This window comes from Fontimonas thermophila (assembly GCF_900113085.1).
Lineage (GTDB): Bacteria > Pseudomonadota > Gammaproteobacteria > Nevskiales > Nevskiaceae > Solimonas > Solimonas thermophila.
On sequence record NZ_FOOC01000004.1, the window covers coordinates 42,344 to 59,351 of the forward strand.

At 64.2% G+C, this 17,008-nt stretch carries 12 protein-coding genes; 8 read left to right on the top strand and 4 right to left on the bottom strand.

The genetic code is table 11. The features are described from left to right. The first annotated feature begins 18 nt into the window (after positions 1 to 18). Together BMZ48_RS04975 and BMZ48_RS04980 are read left to right on the top strand one after the other, a co-directional pair. Positions 19 to 984, top strand: a complete 966-nt coding sequence (locus tag BMZ48_RS04975; protein WP_159431089.1) for an EpsG family protein — start codon at positions 19 to 21, stop codon at positions 982 to 984. Continuing rightward, on the top strand, positions 981 to 2,114 hold the full coding sequence (locus BMZ48_RS04980) for a glycosyltransferase family 4 protein (RefSeq protein WP_091532553.1): 1,134 nt from the start codon (positions 981 to 983) through the stop codon (positions 2,112 to 2,114). The genes BMZ48_RS04975 and BMZ48_RS04980 overlap by 4 nt, the downstream gene beginning before the upstream one ends. A 92-nt stretch (positions 2,115 to 2,206) precedes the next feature. Here BMZ48_RS04980 and BMZ48_RS04985 read toward each other — a convergent pair whose 3' ends face one another. Both BMZ48_RS04985 and BMZ48_RS04990 read right to left on the bottom strand, forming a co-directional pair. Then, positions 2,207 to 4,471, bottom strand: a complete 2,265-nt coding sequence (locus BMZ48_RS04985; protein ID WP_091532554.1) for a polysaccharide biosynthesis tyrosine autokinase — start codon at positions 4,469 to 4,471, stop codon at positions 2,207 to 2,209. A gap of 69 nt (positions 4,472 to 4,540) precedes the next feature. Further along, positions 4,541 to 5,767, bottom strand: a complete 1,227-nt coding sequence (locus BMZ48_RS04990) for a polysaccharide biosynthesis/export family protein (protein WP_091532556.1) — start codon at positions 5,765 to 5,767, stop codon at positions 4,541 to 4,543. Positions 5,768 to 6,278: 511 nt separating this feature from the next. Here BMZ48_RS04990 and rfbC point away from each other — a divergent pair. Further along, a complete protein-coding gene (gene rfbC / locus BMZ48_RS04995) occupies positions 6,279 to 6,842 on the top strand; it encodes a dTDP-4-dehydrorhamnose 3,5-epimerase (RefSeq protein ID WP_091532558.1) in 564 nt (187 codons plus the stop codon). Continuing rightward, a complete protein-coding gene (rfbD, locus tag BMZ48_RS05000) occupies positions 6,839 to 7,726 on the top strand; it encodes a dTDP-4-dehydrorhamnose reductase (protein WP_091532561.1) in 888 nt (295 codons plus the stop codon). Before rfbC ends, rfbD begins: the two co-directional genes overlap by 4 nt. Positions 7,727 to 7,892: 166 nt before the next feature. On the opposite strand, the gene BMZ48_RS05005 is transcribed toward rfbD, so the two are convergent. After that, positions 7,893 to 9,149, bottom strand: coding sequence for a citrate synthase family protein (locus tag BMZ48_RS05005; RefSeq protein ID WP_091532976.1), 1,257 nt, complete (start codon positions 9,147 to 9,149; stop codon positions 7,893 to 7,895). A 127-nt stretch (positions 9,150 to 9,276) separates the two neighbouring features. Between BMZ48_RS05005 and prpB the strand changes: the two genes are divergently transcribed. The 4 genes from prpB to prpF are packed head-to-tail and all read left to right on the top strand — an operon-like array spanning position 9,277 to position 15,194. Continuing rightward, positions 9,277 to 10,167, top strand: a complete 891-nt coding sequence (gene prpB / locus BMZ48_RS05010; protein ID WP_091532564.1) for a methylisocitrate lyase — start codon at positions 9,277 to 9,279, stop codon at positions 10,165 to 10,167. Positions 10,168 to 10,221: 54 nt separating this feature from the next. Beyond that, entirely contained in the window at positions 10,222 to 11,376 is a 1,155-nt protein-coding gene (gene prpC / locus BMZ48_RS05015) for a bifunctional 2-methylcitrate synthase/citrate synthase (protein ID WP_091532565.1), read from the top strand. A 13-nt stretch (positions 11,377 to 11,389) separates the two neighbouring features. Beyond that, positions 11,390 to 14,005 carry a Fe/S-dependent 2-methylisocitrate dehydratase AcnD gene (gene acnD, locus BMZ48_RS05020; RefSeq protein WP_091532568.1) on the top strand — a complete coding sequence of 872 codons (2,616 nt, stop codon included), beginning with the start codon at positions 11,390 to 11,392 and terminating at the stop codon, positions 14,003 to 14,005. Between the two features lies 1 nt (position 14,006). Further along, positions 14,007 to 15,194, top strand: coding sequence for a 2-methylaconitate cis-trans isomerase PrpF (prpF, locus tag BMZ48_RS05025; RefSeq protein ID WP_091532570.1), 1,188 nt, complete (start codon positions 14,007 to 14,009; stop codon positions 15,192 to 15,194). A 196-nt stretch (positions 15,195 to 15,390) separates the two neighbouring features. Here prpF and BMZ48_RS05030 read toward each other — a convergent pair whose 3' ends face one another. After that, positions 15,391 to 16,905: an OmpA family protein gene (locus tag BMZ48_RS05030; protein WP_091532573.1), complete on the bottom strand. Its 1,515-nt coding sequence runs from the start codon at positions 16,903 to 16,905 to the stop codon at positions 15,391 to 15,393. Between the last annotated feature and the right edge of the window lie 103 nt (positions 16,906 to 17,008).

Sequence of the window (17,008 nt, forward strand, 5' to 3'; positions counted from 1 at the left end):
GCACTGACCTGGCCGATCATGGGTATCGTGCTGGTCTTGATGATCGGCTTCCGATTCGAGGTCGGCGGTGATTGGTTTAACTATCAAGCCCATTACTTCGACGTCTTGGATGTGCCTTTGGGGGAGGTTCTAGAAAGGCCCGATCCTGGTTATTACCTGCTGACCTGGCTATCGGCTCAGTGGGGGCTGGGCGTCTTTCTGGTCAATACCGTTTGCGGAGTTCTGTTTAGCTGGGGTCTGCTCGCTTTTTGCCAAGCCCAACCCCGGCCCTGGCTGGCGCTGGCCGTGGCAGTGCCGTATCTGGTGACTGTCGTGGCCATGGGTTACAGCCGTCAGGGAGTGGCCATCGGCCTGGCCATGCTCGGTCTGGTGCGGCTGGCGCGTCATCAGAACTTGCAGTTTGTGTTGTGCGTGGGTCTGGCCGCCACCTTTCACAAGACCGCGGTGCTGCTGATTCCGCTCGCGGTGCTGGCCAATCCACGCGGGCGTCTGTGGTCGGCGCTGTGGGTCGGAATCACCGCGGCGCTCATGTATTGGGCATTGTTGGCCGAAAGCGTGGATGCCCTGGTGACCAACTACATCGTGGCCGAGTACGAGTATGAATCGGAGGGCGCCGCCATCCGGGTTACCATGAATGCCTTGCCGGCCATGCTCCTGCTGCTGTTCCGCCGCCGCGTGGTCTGGCAAAGCGCAGCCGAGCGCAATCTCTGGAGCCTGATGGCCTGGGCCGCACTGGCGACCATTCCTTTGCTCATCCTGCTGCCGTCCTCGACGGCAGTGGATCGCATGGCGCTGTATCTCATTCCGCTACAACCCTTCGTTTTCTCGCGCCTGCCGGATTGGTTGGCGAGGTTTGGCGGACGGCGGATCTGGATCGTTTCGATCCTCGCCTACTACGCGGCCGTGCTGTTCGTCTGGCTGTTGTTTGCCAGTCACGCCCAGTATTGGCTCCCTTACCGCTTTTATCTCTTCGAGCTGCTGTGAAGATCGCGCTCTTTGCCAATACGGACTGGTATCTCTACAACTTTCGCCGGTCCTTGGCGCTGGCGATCCGCGACGCGGGGTATGAGCCATTGCTGCTTTCTCCGCCCGGTCCCTATGCAGCGCGGCTGCAAGCCCTGGGTTTGCGCTGGCAGCCGGTGCCGATGGATCGGCGCAGTCTCAATCCTTTGCGGGAGTTGGCGCTGCTGTGGTGGCTCAGGGGTTTGCTGAGACGCGAGCGCGTGGATCTGGTGCATGGCTTTACCATCAAGTGCGCGGTCTATGGCGCGATCTCGGCGCGTTGGGCCGGTGTGCCAGCCCGGGTCGGGGCAGTGGCCGGCATGGGCTATGTCTTTACCAGCGAGGATTTCAAGGCCCGGTTGCTGCGTCCGGTGGTGCGCAGGCTGATACGCTGGGCGCTGGGCGGCGAGGGGGCACGGCTGATTCTGCAGAACCCGGACGATGTCACCTTGTTCCGGCAGGCTGGATTGGTGGACGCCGACAAGATTCGCCTGATCTATGGTTCGGGGGTGGATGCCCAGCGTTTTACGCCCGGGCCGGAAGCGGGCAATCGTCCAGCAGGGCAAGCGTTGCGGGTGCTGCTGGTGGCCCGCCTGCTCTGGGACAAGGGCATTGCGGAATACGTGGAAGCCGCGCGTATGCTCAGGCGCAGGGGGCTTGCTCTGCATTTTCTGCTGGCTGGCACACCGGATGAGGGCAATCCCGCCGCCATTCCGGTGGCTACCGTCCAGCAGTGGCAGGATGAGGGCGTGATCGATTGGCTGGGGCACGTGGAGGATATGCCCGCACTCTATGCTTCGGCCGATATCATGGTGCTGCCAAGCTACCGTGAAGGTCTGCCCAAGACGCTGATCGAGGCAGCGGCCTGCGGTCTGCCGATCGTGACCACTGATGCGCCCGGCTGCCGGGAAGTGGTGACGCACGAACAAGAAGGTTTGCTGGTGCCGGTCCGGGACGCCCAGGCGCTGACCGAGGCCATCGCGCGGCTTTCGTCCGATGCCGCTTTGCGCGCCCGCCTCGGCGCAGCGGCCCGCAAGAAAGTTTTGGAACGCTTTGATGAGCGCATCGTGATCGAGCAGACGCTCAAGGTTTACACCGAGCTGTCCGGTTGATCCGGCAGAGGTGTGTTAAGGTAACTCCTTCTCGTCGTGCGCAGCGCATTCCGGCTGCTATCTTTGCCCTTGTTTGATGGAACCTGCCGGGTTTAGCTCCCGCTCGGGCGTTTGCGATAGTCGTAGCGATAACCGCCGTAGTAGTAGCCGTACTTGTAGCCATACCGCCCCTGGCGCGTGCGGCCGATCTGGTTGAACAGCGTGCCGCGCACCGCGACGCCGGCGCGGGTCAGGCGGTTGACGGTTTCCTCGATCATCCGTAGCGGGTGTTCCCCGGCCTTGAGCACCACCAGGGTGATGCCGGCGTGGCGGCCGATGATGGCTGCGTCGGTGACGGCAAGTACCGGCGGGGTATCGATGAGAACGTGGTCGAAGCGTTCAGAAAGCCCTTGCAGCAGTTCCACGAAGCGCTCGTTGATCAGCAGCTCCGCCGGGTTGGGCGGGTAGGTGCCGGTGGGGATCAGCATCAAGCCCTCGACGGGTGTGGGGCAGAGGATCTGTTCGAGTGTGGCGGCGCCGCTGATCAGCTCGGAGAGACCCGGGGCGCGCGGTGCGGCGATCAGCTTGTTGATGTGGCCGCGGCGCAGGTCGGCGTCCACCACCACGACGCGGCGCTTGGCCTGGGCGAGCACGGCGCCGAGGTTGATGCTGACGAAGGATTTGCCAAGATCCGGTTCCGGGCCCGTGAGCATGATACGGTTGTTCGGTGCATCCATCTGCGCAAAGTGCAGCGCCGTGCGCAGGCTGCGCAGCGCTTCCACGGCCACCCCATTGGGTTCGCGCAGTACGAGCAGGCCATCCGGCTGGCTTTTGCCGCGTTTGAGTGCGCGCGCGAGCCTGGCTTGTTCCTCGGAGTAGGGAATGGCGCCATACGTCGGCAGACCCAGTTTTTTCTCGACGATGGCAGGGTCCTCGACGCCGGTGCGCAGGGCGTTGAGCACGAACACGGCGATGACCCCAAGCAAGCCTCCGAGAATCAGCGAGAGCGTACCCACCAGCAGGCGCTTGGGTTGGGAGGGAAAGCTCGGCAGAAAGGGTGTGTCGATGATGCGGATACTGCCGATGGTGCCGCTGCGGACGACCTCGAGCTCTTGCGTGCGGTTGAGGAGCGCCACGTACAGCGCCGTGGCGACTTGCACGTCGCGCATCAATTGCAGGGTGTGCTGCTCGATGTCCGGCAACTGGCGGATCCGGGCGTTGACCTGACGGAGCTGGGCGTCGATCTGCGCAATTTGCGCGTCGAGGGCCTGCACCACCGGGTGGTTGACGGTGAAGCGCTGCAAGGCTTCGTTGCGCTGCTGGAGCAGCTCGGCTTTGTTCCGCTCGAGCTCGACGCTGCGGGAGAGCACCAGGGAGGTTTCTTGGGTCAGATCGGCGGTGCCCTGCTCGACCTTGAACTGGTTGAGACGCGCCTCGGCAGTCTCGAGTTTGGCCTTGAGTTCCGGCAATTGCGCCTTGAGGAAGCTCAGCGTCTGCTCGGCCTCGGCGGAGCGTCGCTCCACGTTTTGCTTTTGATAGGCGTTCAGGATTTCGGTGAGCACCCGTTGGGCCTGCTGCGGACTCTCGGCGGTGTAGCTGAGGTTGACCATGCCGAGCGCCGTGCGCGAGGCGGTGACCGTGAGCGCGTCCTGAACGGCGCGGATGGCGGCGTCCCGGCGCATGCGCATGACGGTGTACTCGGTGCCGGGCTCGCCGCGCAGTTCTTGCACGAATAATTCGATGGGGTCGGTGTCATCACTGAGAGGGAGCGTGGCCAGCACGCCGACCCGCCCCTCGCCCAAGGGCCGTTGTTCCTCGTCCAGGATCTGGTACTGGCCGTCCGTATCGAGCAAGCGCAGGTAAAACGGCCGGTTCAGTGCCTGGGGGGGGACCTGGAACGTGGAGACCGTGATCGCCTCGCCGCCCCAGGCGTACGCGCTGCGGTCGAAGGGTTTGAGCCAGAACGGCGGCTCCCCGAAGCGCGCGCTGCGCTGGCGACGCGCGATGGCTGGGCCGAGTAACGGCAGACTGCGCGGCTCGGCCACCACGTCCAGCCCCAACCGATCGACCACGGCGCCAATCACCAGGCGACTTTTGAGGATTTCCACCTCGGCCGTGACCGGAATTTCCGTGGTGAAGGCCTCGGCCACCTGGGCAAACGCCACGCGCGCAGGATTGGCGTTGGATTCCACCTGCACCAGTGCGTCTGTGGTGTAGCGCGGGGGGGCGATGTACAGGTAGGTCAGGGCCAGGAACGCGGCCGCACCGACAAAACCGGCGATCACCGGCCAGCTGGCGATCAGGATGCCGATCAGCTCGCGCAGGTCGATCTGATCGTCGTTTTCGAGTGGTGCGGTTGTGGGGAGCTCAGCAGTCATCGATTGGGGAAGATTGTCACGCGAGTCCGGCCGGGGAGGACACCCCGGCCGAGGCAAGGTGGCGATGGGTCAGTCGTTGGAGAACACCTGGTCCAGCCGGTCGATCACGAATACCGGCGCCACCAGCGAGGTCAGGCTGGGCAGGATCTGGGCGATGAAGCGGTTGAAGCGGGTGACTTCGCGTGTCGAAACATAGACGATGTCGCCGCTCGCGAGCTGGAAGCGATCCGCGAGAATGAATGATTCCGGGCTCTTGCCGTTGAGGTGAAAGACACGCGCCTGATTTCCATCGGCACGGATCACGAAGATGCTCCCCGGCCGGGCGGTGCCGGCCTGAAGATAGTTGGCTCCGGCCAGCACCGCCGTGCCGCGCTGATCGGAAGGTACCAGGATCTGCGCCAGCGAGGTGGTGTAGGGGTCGATGAACTCGGTGCGGTTGGGCGCTTCGCCCAAAACATACACCTTGTTGATGTTGCGCGGCACGAAGACCACGTCGCCGTCCTTCAAGACCCAGCGCTGGCCGAAGTCCGGGCTTTGCAGGAGTTGGAAGACATCCACGGGATAGTCGATCTCGCCCCGCTTGAGCACCACGCGGCGCAGATCACCCTCCGGCTTCACGCCGGCGGTGATGACGGCTTCGGTGATGGTCATCGGCCGGTCGGTGATCGGGAAAAAGCCCGGCTTTTCGACTTCACCCGCCACGGCCACCCGCTGTGAGCGGTACTCGCTCACTCGCAGATTGACCTGCGGCTGGTTGATGAACCGAGCGAGCGCGTCGCGCACCGCGGTGTAGGCCTCGCCCGGTGTGAGTCCGGCGACGCGCAGTGGCCCGTGCAGCGGCAGAAAGACCCGGCCATCGCTGTCGACCACATAAGTCGACTCAGCCACACGGTCAACCAATGCCACTGAATTTGTGCGGGTATCGGCAAACAAGGACTGATTGAGAAAGATCGATAGCACGTCTCCGGGTCCGATGCGGTAGACGTATTCGGAGAGTTGTGGAGTGCCCGGCGGGATTTCCGGAATGGCTGGGGGCTGCTGCGCCAGGCTGGCGACCAGAGCGGGCGTCACCGGTTCTACCGTGAAGGGGATTTGATTGGCAGAGGCGGGTTCGTCGAAGCGCTGAACCATGCCGGCGCATCCACTGATCAAGACGGCGAGCATGCTGGTCGCCAGTAGCCGCAGCGTGCTTCGGAATGCCTCAAAAAAGGAGGGTACGCCTCTCATCGTGGTTTGGGGGTGATAGGGACGGGTAACTGTAGCCATCCGGGCGTAATCAAATGTGATCCAGATCAAAATTGTGGTGAGTCAAAAAAGATCGATGACTTTTCGCAAGCGGTAGCCCCATGCGTCCACTGCTTGCCGTGCGCGGCGTGCACCGAAGCGCAGCAAGAGGAATAAGGTCCGCGTTCCCGATCTTTGCTCTTGCCCGACTCGCCTTCGAGATGTTGAAAGCTTATCAGAACGGGTTCCGGAAGTAGACTGGATCGTCTGGCGAGCTTTGTGTTGGACTGAATTGAGTCGGATCTCTCACGATCCGCCAATGCGCGTAACCCGGATGGCCGACAGGCACCCGGTGGTCCAGGGCACCGGACGGGATTCGCAGGCGTGCTTTGTATGACAGTGAAGTCTTGGTGATTGCTTGATCGAATGAGGTGCAGTTCATTCGCCAGTGCAGGGGAGAGCTTCTCTGTTGTCCAGGGGCGATCGCATCCGTCATGATTTTGCCGTTCGCGAACGGTTTCGCGGGCAGTCCTGCGTAGAACCAAGATCCTCACCCGACTTCATTCATCTCACCCACCATTTCATGAACATCATCCAGACGCCGCTGCCGGGGGTCGTGTTGTTCGAACCCCGGGTATTCGCCGACGAGCGCGGCTTTTTCGTAGAGACGTTCCGCGAGACCTGGCTTGCCGAGGCCGGTCATCACGTCCGCTTTGTGCAGGACAACCATTCGCGCTCCCGGCGCGGCGTGCTGCGCGGCCTGCACTACCAGCTCAACGAACCCCAGGGCAAGCTGGTGCGGGTGGCGCGTGGCCGCGTGTTCGATGTGGCGGTGGACATCCGTCATGGCTCTCCGCATTTTGGGCGCTGGCATGGTGTGATTCTCGACGATGTGCATCACCGTATGGTCTACATCCCGCCAGGGTTTGCGCATGGTTTTCTCGTGCTCTCGGATGAAGCCGATTTCGTTTACAAGTGCACGGCGTACTACGACGCGCCTTCTGACCGCGGCATTGCGTGGGATGATCCGGATCTGGCCATCGACTGGCCGCTGGCGGATTTGACGCCACAGGTTTCGGCCAAGGACGCTCACCATCCGAGACTGTGCCGGGTCTCTCCCGACCAGTTGCCGGTCTACGTGCGATGAAGATTCTGCTCACCGGGGGCAGCGGCCAAGTCGGTACCGAGATCCGCCGGCGGGTGCACCGATGGGATGGCCTGACCGTCATCGCCCCGACGCGCGCGGAACTGGATCTGGCGCGGCCCGGAGAGGTGGCTGTCGCCGTGCATCGGTATGCGCCGGATATCGTCATCAATGCCGGGGCGTACACGGCGGTGGACAAGGCCGAGAGCGAGCCCGATCTGGCCGAGGCGGTGAATGCGCGTGCCCCTGGCGAACTCGCAAAGGCCTGCGCGGCGCGCCACGTGCCGGTGCTGCATTTTTCGACCGACTATGTGTTCCCGGGCGATGCAGAACACCCCTACCGCCCCGAGGATGCCACCGCCCCCCTCGGGGTCTATGGCGCCACCAAGCTCGCGGGTGAGCGCGCGCTGCGCGCGGGCTGTCCCCAGCATCTGATTTTCCGGATCAGCTGGGTGTTTGCCGGGCATGGCGCCAATTTCGTGCGCACCATGCTGCGGCTCGGCGCACAGCGCGATGAGTTGCGCATCGTCGCCGATCAGGTCGGCGGGCCGACTTATGCCGGCCACATCGCCGATGCGGCGCTGCACATGGTGGACCGTTACCGCCGGGATGGCACCCTTGCGTGGGGGACGTACCACTACGCCGGAGCGCCGGACGTGAGCTGGTACGCGTTTGCCGGCGAGATTTTCGCCCGTGCCGTCGCCGCCGGCATTTTGGTGCGCGCGCCGCGCCTCGTGCCGATCGCCACGGCCGAATACCCGACACCGGCGCGGCGGCCGCTGAATTCGCGGATGGATTGCAGCGCGACCGCCAGCGTGCTGGGCCTGCCACGGCCGGACTGGCGCGTGGGCCTGGATCTTGCGCTGGCAGAATTGCGCGCCGCCTGAGCGGTGGCCGGCTTGGCGGGCCGTTGAAAAACGATTGGCTGAACTATCTGCGGCGTTGCGCAGTGCTCGCTGCCTTGCCGATCTTTTGATCGGTCTCGACAGAAAAATCTCTTGCAGCGCTCTTGCCGCCTTGCATCGGCCATTCTCCCGATGTTTCAACGGCTGGTTAGCGCTCTCGCCGATGACGTTTCCGACGCGAATGGATGGTCGGCAAGTGTGCGGGGAGCAGACCCACGTAGCTCGCCCGCGGGCGGATCAGTACGCCGCTGGCTTGCTGTTCGAGTGCATGGGCGAGCCAGCCGGCGACGCGTCCGGCGCCGAACAGGGCAAGACCGGCTTGTGGGCCCAGCTCGTAGACATCGGCGAGCGCGGCGAGGGCGAAATCCGTGCTCGGGGCCTTGCCGGTTGCCTCGCCGACGGCGTCGATCAGGGTTTGCAGCCGCGCAAGGCGCGCGGGGCGTGGGCGTAGTTGCGAAAGTTTGCGCAGCAGTAGCGCTGCGCGTGGATCGCCCTGCGGGTACAGCGGGTGCCCGAACGTCGGCAGGCCCTCGCCGCGCTGCAGGCGACTGAGCACATAGCGCTGGATCGAGGGTGCCTTGAGGGCGTCCTGGATGAAGGCATAGGCACGCGCCGTGCCGCCACCGTGTGCGGGTCCGGAGAGGGCGGCAAGGCCGGCGGCGACGGCGGCGTGGAGGCTCGCACCGGTGGATGCGACGACCCGCGCGGCAAAGGCGGATGCATTGAGCTCATGGTCCGCGCACAGCAGCAGCGCGGTGCGTATCAGTTCGGCCAGGCGCGTATCGCCGGGGCGCCAGGCATCGGCGATGACCCGATGGGCCGGGCGCGCGCTGGGTTCGGTACCGGCGAGCAATGCTGTGGTCTGGCGTAGCAGCGCGGCGGCGCTCTGGCGGCGACGTGCCGGGTCCATGGACAGATCGCGCACCGAACCGGGGGCGAGCAGGGGCAGCGCGGCGGCGGTTCGCTCGAGGGCGGGAAGGTCCGGCTGATGGAGCAGGGTGCGTACGGCAGCAGGCCACGGGTCGGGCGGCGGCAGGGAGAAGGGGTCGTCCGTGCCGCAATCCCACAGCAGCCGGGCGACGTCCTCCAGGCTGGCGCCGTTGTCGACGAGATCGGTCACTGCCTGCCCGCGGTAGTAATGGCCCTCCGGGCGGATCAGCGAGATGCGGGTTTCCAGCACCGGCAACCCCCAGGCGAGACTGTGCGCGGCGCCCTGGGCCGCGCTGCGCCCGGCACGGCGGCGTTCGATCAGGCGGTCGATGTCCTGGGCGAGGTAAAGCCGGCGGCGGGGGTCCGGCCCGGGCCGGGAATGCACATGGCCGCGGCTGACATAGGCGTACAGCGTGGCCAGGCTCACGCCCAGGCGTGCAGCGGCTTCGCGTGCGCTGAGGTATTCGCTGCTCATCGCATTCATGCCCATATATTGACGAGATCAATCAAGATTGATCAATGCGTGGGCGAGTGCCAGAGTATCGATCCATCCCGGCAGATCCGGAATGTCCGCCATCGATGGGATATCAAGGAGTCTCGACATGAGCACCCAGACATCCGCGGGCGCACGCCTGCGCGCCGCGCTCGCCGCCGAAAAACCCTTGCAGGTGGTCGGCACGATCAACGCCAACCACGCCCTGCTGGCGAAGTCGGTCGGTTTTAAGGCGATTTATCTTTCCGGGGGTGGAGTCGCGGCGGGTTCGCTGGGACTGCCGGATCTAGGTATTTCCACGCTCGACGATGTCCTCACCGACGTGCGTCGCATTACCGATGTCTGCGATCTGCCGTTGCTCGTCGATGCCGATACCGGTTTTGGTCCGAGTGCATTCAACGTCGCGCGGACGACCAAGAGCCTGATCAAATTCGGGGCCGCCGGGATGCACATCGAAGACCAGGTCGGTGCCAAGCGTTGCGGGCACCGCCCCGGCAAGGAAATCGTCTCGCAGCAGGAGATGGTCGACCGGATCAAGGCCGCCGTCGATGCGCGGACGGACGACGATTTCGTCATCATGGCGCGGACCGATGCGCTCGCCGTCGAGGGTCTGGAGCGGGCGATCGAGCGTGCGGTGGCCTGCGTCGAGGCCGGTGCAGACATGATTTTCCCGGAGGCGATGACGGATCTGGCGATGTACAAGCGATTCGCCGCCGCCGTGAAGGTGCCGATCCTCGCCAACATCACCGAGTTCGGTGCAACTCCGCTGTACACCGTCGAGGAGCTGCGGGGCGCCGACGTGAGCCTGGTGTTGTATCCGCTCTCTGCATTCCGGGCGATGAACAAGGCGGCGCTGAACGTCTATACCGCGATCCGCCGCGACGGCACGCAGAAGAATGTTCTCGATACGATGCAGACGCGTATGGAACTGTATGCGTCGATCGGGTACCACGCCTACGAGCAGAAACTCGATGCGCTGTTCGCACAGCACAAGCGGTGACGAGGTGAGCGATCCTCCCATCGCGCCAGCGTCATACCCCCATCAGGAGACGACATGAGCGAAACCGTAACCCCCGGCTTCAAACCCAAGAAATCCGTTGCGCTGTCGGGTGTTGCCGCCGGCAATACCGCGCTGTGCACAGTCGGTCGCACCGGCAACGATCTGCATTATCGCGGGTACGACATTCTCGATATCGCCGATGTCTGCGAGTTTGAGGAGATCGCGTACTTGCTCGTGCACGGCAAGCTGCCGAACGTCGCGGAGCTGGCGGCCTACAAAGCCAAGCTCAAATCGCTGCGCGGTCTGCCGGCGCATGTGAAATCGGTGCTCGAGGAGTTGCCGGCCAACAGTCATCCGATGGACGTGATGCGCACCGGCGTTTCGGCGCTGGGCTGCGTGCTGCCGGAGAAAGACGATCACAATCATCCCGGTGCGCGCGACATCGCCGACCGTCTGCTCGCCTCGCTCGGATCGATGCTGCTGTACTGGTATCACTACAGCCACAACGGCCGCATCATCGATGTCGAGACCGATGACGATTCCATCGGCGGACATTTCCTGCATCTTTTGCACGGCGAAAAGCCCAGGGCATCGTGGGTGCGTGCGATGCATACCTCGCTGATTCTGTACGCCGAACACGAATTCAACGCCAGCACCTTCACCTGCCGGGTGATCGCGGGTACCGGCTCGGACATGTATTCGGCGATCTGCGGCGGTATCGGCGCACTGCGCGGACCCAAGCACGGCGGCGCCAACGAGGTCGCTTTTGAAATCCAGAAACGCTACGAGACGCCCGACGAGGCCGAGGCCGACATCCGCAAACGGGTCGAGAACAAAGAAGTGATCATCGGCTTTGGTCATCCCGTTTACACGGTTTCCGATCCGCGCAACAAGGTGATCAAGGAAGTGGCGCGCCGCCTGTCGCAGGAGGCCGGCAATACCAAGATGTTCGACATCGCCGAACGTCTGGAAAAGGTAATGTGGGAGGTCAAAAAGATGTTCCCGAACCTCGACTGGTTCTCAGCGGTGAGCTATCACATGATGGGGGTGCCGACGGCCATGTTCACGCCGCTGTTCGTCATCGCCCGCACCGCAGGCTGGAGCGCGCACATCATCGAGCAGCGTATCGACGGCAAGATCATCCGTCCGAGCGCCAATTACATCGGTCCGGAAAACCGCCGGTTCGTGCGCATCGAGGACCGCCAATAGCCGAAGTGACCGTATGAACACCGCCTACCGCAAGAGACTGCCGGGCACCGCGCTCGATTATTTCGATGCGCGCGAGGCCGTGGATCGGATCCAGCCGGGTGCGTACGACAGGCTGCCGTATACCGCACGGGTGCATGCCGAGAACATCGTGCGCCGCGCCGAGCCGGAGAAGATCCGCGATTACCTGACACAGTTGATCGAACGCCGGCGGGATCTGGATTTTCCGTGGTATCCGGTGCGCGTCGTCTGCCATGACATCCTGGGCCAGACGGCGTTGGTGGATCTCGCCGGCCTGCGGGATGCCATTGCCCAGCAAGGCGGTGATCCGGCGCAGGTCAATCCCGTGGTGCCGGTGCAGCTCATCGTCGATCATTCGCTCGCGGTGGAGCATGCGGGTTTCGAGAAAGACGCGTTCGCCAAGAATCGGGCGATCGAGGATCGGCGCAACGACGACCGCTTCCATTTCATCGACTGGACGCGGCGCGCGTTCAAGAACGTGGATGTGATTCCGCCAGGCAACGGCATCATGCACCAGATCAATCTGGAGAAGATGAGCCCGGTGGTCTACGTTCAGGATGGTGTGGCTTTCCCCGATACCTGTGTCGGCACCGACAGTCACACGCCGCACGTGGATGCCCTCGGTGTCATCGCCATCGGTGTCGGCGGCCTCGAGGCGGAGAATGTGATGCTCGGCCGCGCCTCGTGGATGCGCCTGCCCGACATCGTCGGCGTCGAACTCACGGGCCGGCCGGGGCCGGGGATCACGGCGACGGATGTCGTGCTCGCGCTCACCGAGTTTCTGCGCAAGGAAAAGGTGGTGGGGGCGTATCTGGAATTTTTCGGTGAGGGGGCATCGGCGCTGACGCTCGCCGACCGCGCGACGATCTCGAACATGGCCCCGGAATACGGCGCCACCGCGGCGATGTTTTTCATCGACCAGAACACGCTCGACTATCTGCGCCTGACCGGACGCGACGAGCAGCAGGTCAGGCTGGTCGAGATCTACGCCAAGCACACGGGGCTGTGGGCCGATGCGCTCAAGACTGCCGAGTATGAGCGCGTTCTGCGGTTCGATCTCTCCACCGTGGTCCGCAACATGGCGGGGCCTTCCAACCCGCACCGGCGCCTGCCGACGTCGGCGCTCGCCGAGCGCGGTATCGCCGGACCCTGGCAGATGCCGCAAGCGGGTACGATGCCGGACGGCGCCGTGATCATTGCCGCGATCACCTCGTGCACCAATACCTCTAACCCGCGCAATGTGATCGCCGCCGGGCTTTTGGCGCGCAACGCGGTGCGCAAGGGCTTGGCGCGCAAGCCCTGGGTCAAGACCTCGCTGGCGCCCGGCTCCAAGACCGTCGAGCTGTACCTGCGCGAGGCCGGTTTGCTCGAACCGCTCGAGCAGCTCGGCTTTGGCATCGTCGGCTTTGCCTGCACGACGTGCAACGGCATGTCCGGCGCGCTCGATCCGAAGATCCAGCAGGAAATCATCGAGCGCGACCTCTACACGGTGGCGGTGCTCTCGGGCAATCGCAACTTCGACGGTCGCATCCATCCGTACGCCAAGCAGGCTTTTCTCGCCAGCCCGCCGCTGGTCGTCGCCTATGCGATCGCCGGCACGATCCGCTTCGATATCGAAAAAGACGCGCTCGGCGTGGATGCCGACGGCACGCCGGTCACGCTCAAGGACTTGTGGCCCAGCGATGAGGAGATCGATGCCATCATCGCCAGGAGCGTGAAGCCGGAATTCTTCCGCCGCGTGTACGGGCCGATGTTCAACTTCAAGGCCGTGGACGAAAAGGTCAGCCCGCTGTACGACTGGCGTTCGCAGAGCACCTACATCCGGCGCCCGCCGTACTGGGACAAGGAAGGCGTCGGCGCGCTCGCCGCCTATCCCCGTACGCTCAAGGGCATGCGCCCGCTGGCGATCTTCGGCGACAACATCACCACCGACCACATCTCGCCGTCGAATGCGATTCTTCCCGATTCCGCCGCGGGTGAGTATCTGGCCCGGATGGGATTGCCGGAAGAGGACTTCAATTCGTACGCCACGCATCGCGGTGACCACCTCACGGCCATGCGCGCCACCTTTGCCAATCCGACGCTGCAGAACGAGATGGTGCGCAACCCCGACGGCAGCATCCGCAAGGGCTCGCTCGCGCGTGTGGAGCCGGAAGGGGTGGTCATGCGCATGTGGGAGGCGATCGAAACCTATCTCGCCCGCCGCCAGCCGCTGATCATCATCGCCGGCATGGATTATGGCCAGGGTTCCTCGCGCGACTGGGCCGCCAAGGGCGTGCGTCTGGCCGGCGTCGAGGCGATCGTCGCCGAGGGTTTCGAGCGTATCCATCGCACCAACTTGATCGGCATGGGCGTGTTGCCCCTGCAGTTCGAGCCGGGTGTGAACCGTTTGACGCTCAAACTCGATGGCAGCGAAACTTACGACGTGATCGGGACCCGCCGGCCGCGCGCGCGGCTGACGCTCGTCATCCATCGCCGCAGCGGCGAGACGCTGGAAGTGCCGGTCATATGCCGGCTCGATTCCGACGAGGAAGTGTCGATCTACGAGGCCGGCGGCGTGCTGCAGCGCTTTGCGCAGGATTTTCTCGAGGCCTCGGCCAAGGTGGCCTGACATGGCGTATCCGGCACAAATCAGGATTCCCGCGACTTACATGCGCGGGGGGACCAGCAAGGGTGTGTTCTTCCGGCTCGCGGATTTACCGGCGCGCTGTCAGGTGCCCGGCGAGGCGCGTGATCGCCTCTTGATGCGCGTCATCGGCAGTCCCGATCCATATGGTGCGCATATCGACGGCATGGGGGGCGCGACGTCGAGCACCAGCAAATGCGTCATTCTGTCGAAGAGCACGCGCCCGGATCACGACGTGGATTACCTTTACGGCCAGGTTGCGATCGACAAGCCGTTCGTCGACTGGAGCGGCAATTGCGGCAATCTGTCGACCGCAGCCGGAGCGTTTGCGATCCATGCCGGCTTGATCGATCCGGCGCGGGTGATGCGCGACGGAATATGTACCGTGCGCATCTGGCAGGCCAACATCGGTAAAACCATCATCGCGCACGTGCCGGTCACCGACGGGCAGGTGCAGGAGACCGGCGATTTCGAGCTCGACGGCGTGACCTTTCCATCCGCCGAGATCGTGCTCGAGTTTCTCGATCCCTCCGATGACGGTGCATCCGGCGGCTCGATGTTCCCGACGGGGCAGTTGATCGACGTGCTCGACGTGCCAGGGGTGGGTCGGCTTGCGGCGACACTGATCACGTCCGGTATCCCGACCGTGTTCGTCGAGGCCGAGGCGCTGGGTTATACCGGCACCGAGCTGCGCGAGACGATCAACACCGATCCCGCGGCGCTGGCGAAGTTCGAGGCGATCCGGGTGGCCGGCGCGCTGCGCATGGGGTTGATCCACAAACCCGAGGAGGCGGCGGTGCGCCAGCACACGCCCAAGATCGCATTTGTCGCACCGCCACGGGATTACGTCGCGTCCAACGGCAGACTCATCAAGGCCAGCGAAATCGATTTGAACGTGCGGGCACTGTCCATGGGCAAGCTGCACCACGCCATGATGGGCACGGCCGCGGTTGCGATCGCCACCGCAGCCGCGATCCCCGGCACACTGGTCAACCGCGCTGCCGGTGGCGGGATGCGGGAGTCGGTGCGTTTCGGGCATCCCTCGGGGACACTGCGCGTCGGTGCCACGGTGGAGCAGGTCAACGGCGAGTGGATCGTCAGGAAGGCGGTGATGTCACGCTCTGCCCGCATTCTCATGGAAGGCTGGGTGCGTGTTCCGGCCGATGCTTTCTGAGGCCTGCATTGGACAAGTGCTGACCACGAAGACCCGGCCCGCCATGGCCGGGTTTTTGATTCCCGCGCCGGAAGGCGCTCGGCCTCGCCGGTGAAGTTTTGCCTTGCGCTTGGGGGAGCCGGATCGCACGACGCAATCGCCCAAAAAACAGGCGGCGGGGGATACCCGCCGCCTGGTGCCCGATCCGTGCCTGCGCTTACTCGATGACGCGCAGTTCTACGCGACGGTTTTCTTCGCGACCTTCTTCCGTGTCGTTGGATGCGATCGGGCGGCTCTCGCCATATCCGACCGGCCGCATGCGCTTACCCTGCACGCCCCGGCCTTCGAGATAGACCTTGACGGCATTGGCGCGGCGCTCGGACAGGCCGAGGTTGTAGCTGTCGGTGCCGATCGAGTCGGTATGGCCTTCGAGCTCGACATCGATGTTCGGATAGGCCTTGAGCGTCTCGGCGACCTCGTTGAGGATCTCGCGCGCCTGCGGCGTCAGCCGGTCGGAGTCGAACTCGAACTTCACACCGCGCAGGATGAAGCTCTGCTCGATCGCGCAGCCATTGGCGTCCACCTGTTCGCCGGGCCGCGGTTTGCGGCAGTCGCCGGTCAGGGCGCAGCCATTGGGCAGCACCTTGGCGCCGGGCGGTGTGCGCGGGCATTCATCGAGGTAATCGGGGATGCCATCGCCATCGGAGTCGAGCGGACAGCCGTCAGGTCCCACCGGCACGCCGGGCGGTGTTCCCGGGCATTTGTCGAGTTCATCGGGGATGCCGTCGTTATCGCGATCCTCGAGCGAGCAGCCTTCGGCGTTCACGCGCGTTCCGGGCGGAGTGCCAGGGCATTTGTCGAGGTAGTCGGGCACGCCGTCGCCATCGGAGTCGAGCGGGCAGCCGTTGACATTGACCGGGACACCGCGCGGGGTGTTCGGGCACTGGTCACGGGCGTCGGGCACGCCGTCGCCGTCGCTGTCAAGTTCGCAGCCATCCGATCCGACCAGCGTCCCCTTGGGCGTGTTCGGACACTTGTCGAGATAATCCGGCACGCCGTCCTGGTCGAGGTCGGTGGGGCAGCCGTCGGAATAGACCGTGACCCCCTTGGGAGTGCCGGGGCACTTGTCCTGCGCATCCGGCACGCCGTCACCGTCTTCATCGTAGGGGTTGGCGCCGAACTTGTAGCTCACGCCGAGCGCGCCGGTCCAGAGGTAGAACGTGTCATCCGGCACGGTGACGCCGTTCTCGGTCGTGCCATTGATGAAGTCGAGGTTGTAACGGATGTCCAGGCGTGCATCCCAGCGCTCGCCGAGCTTGAACAGCGCTCCGCCACCGGCTCCCAGGCCGACGCCATTGAGGCCGACGGTCAGAAAATCGATGTCGTGCCCATTGCCGTTGATCAGCAAAAAAGGGCGGATGCGCGCGGTGTCGGGAGCCAGGTAGCCAACGAGGTTTGCGCCGAGCGTGAGGCGTTCATAGAAATTGCCTTCCGGCAGATGGCTGACGTCGAGCTTGCTATAGGTGGCCTCGAGTTCGAGACCGAAATGCGGCGAGATGCCTTTGCCGACCACGAGCCCGCCGAAGGGGCCGCTGTCGAGGTCATCCGAACCCGAGATGACGCCGCCCACCATCGGCGATAGATAGAAGCGATCGTCAAACTCACTCCCCTGCGCCGAGACGGCCCCGCAGACCAGCAACGCGATGGCGCCCAGTCTCCCATGCTTGGACATCAGCGTATCTCCGAATCCCTGTATTGTGATCCCACCGGCAAAACCGAGAGATTCCCTTTCACCGTGTGAGCAAGCCCCCGACTTTATACGGAGGATTCCGACA

Excerpts from the sequence above, each read along its gene's own strand:
- BMZ48_RS04975 (WP_159431089.1), top strand. The coding sequence starts at position 19 with ATGGGTATCGTGCTGGTCTTGATGATCGGCTTCCGATTCGAGGTCGGC.
- BMZ48_RS04985 (WP_091532554.1), bottom strand. The coding sequence starts at position 4,471 with ATGACTGCTGAGCTCCCCACAACCGCACCACTCGAAAACGACGATCAG.
- rfbC (WP_091532558.1), top strand. The coding sequence starts at position 6,279 with ATGAACATCATCCAGACGCCGCTGCCGGGGGTCGTGTTGTTCGAACCC.
- rfbD (WP_091532561.1), top strand. The coding sequence starts at position 6,839 with ATGAAGATTCTGCTCACCGGGGGCAGCGGCCAAGTCGGTACCGAGATC.
- BMZ48_RS05005 (WP_091532976.1), bottom strand. The coding sequence starts at position 9,149 with ATGAGCAGCGAATACCTCAGCGCACGCGAAGCCGCTGCACGCCTGGGC.
- prpB (WP_091532564.1), top strand. The coding sequence starts at position 9,277 with ATGAGCACCCAGACATCCGCGGGCGCACGCCTGCGCGCCGCGCTCGCC.
- prpC (WP_091532565.1), top strand. The coding sequence starts at position 10,222 with ATGAGCGAAACCGTAACCCCCGGCTTCAAACCCAAGAAATCCGTTGCG.
- acnD (WP_091532568.1), top strand. The coding sequence starts at position 11,390 with ATGAACACCGCCTACCGCAAGAGACTGCCGGGCACCGCGCTCGATTAT.
- prpF (WP_091532570.1), top strand. The coding sequence starts at position 14,007 with ATGGCGTATCCGGCACAAATCAGGATTCCCGCGACTTACATGCGCGGG.
- BMZ48_RS05030 (WP_091532573.1), bottom strand. The coding sequence starts at position 16,905 with ATGTCCAAGCATGGGAGACTGGGCGCCATCGCGTTGCTGGTCTGCGGG.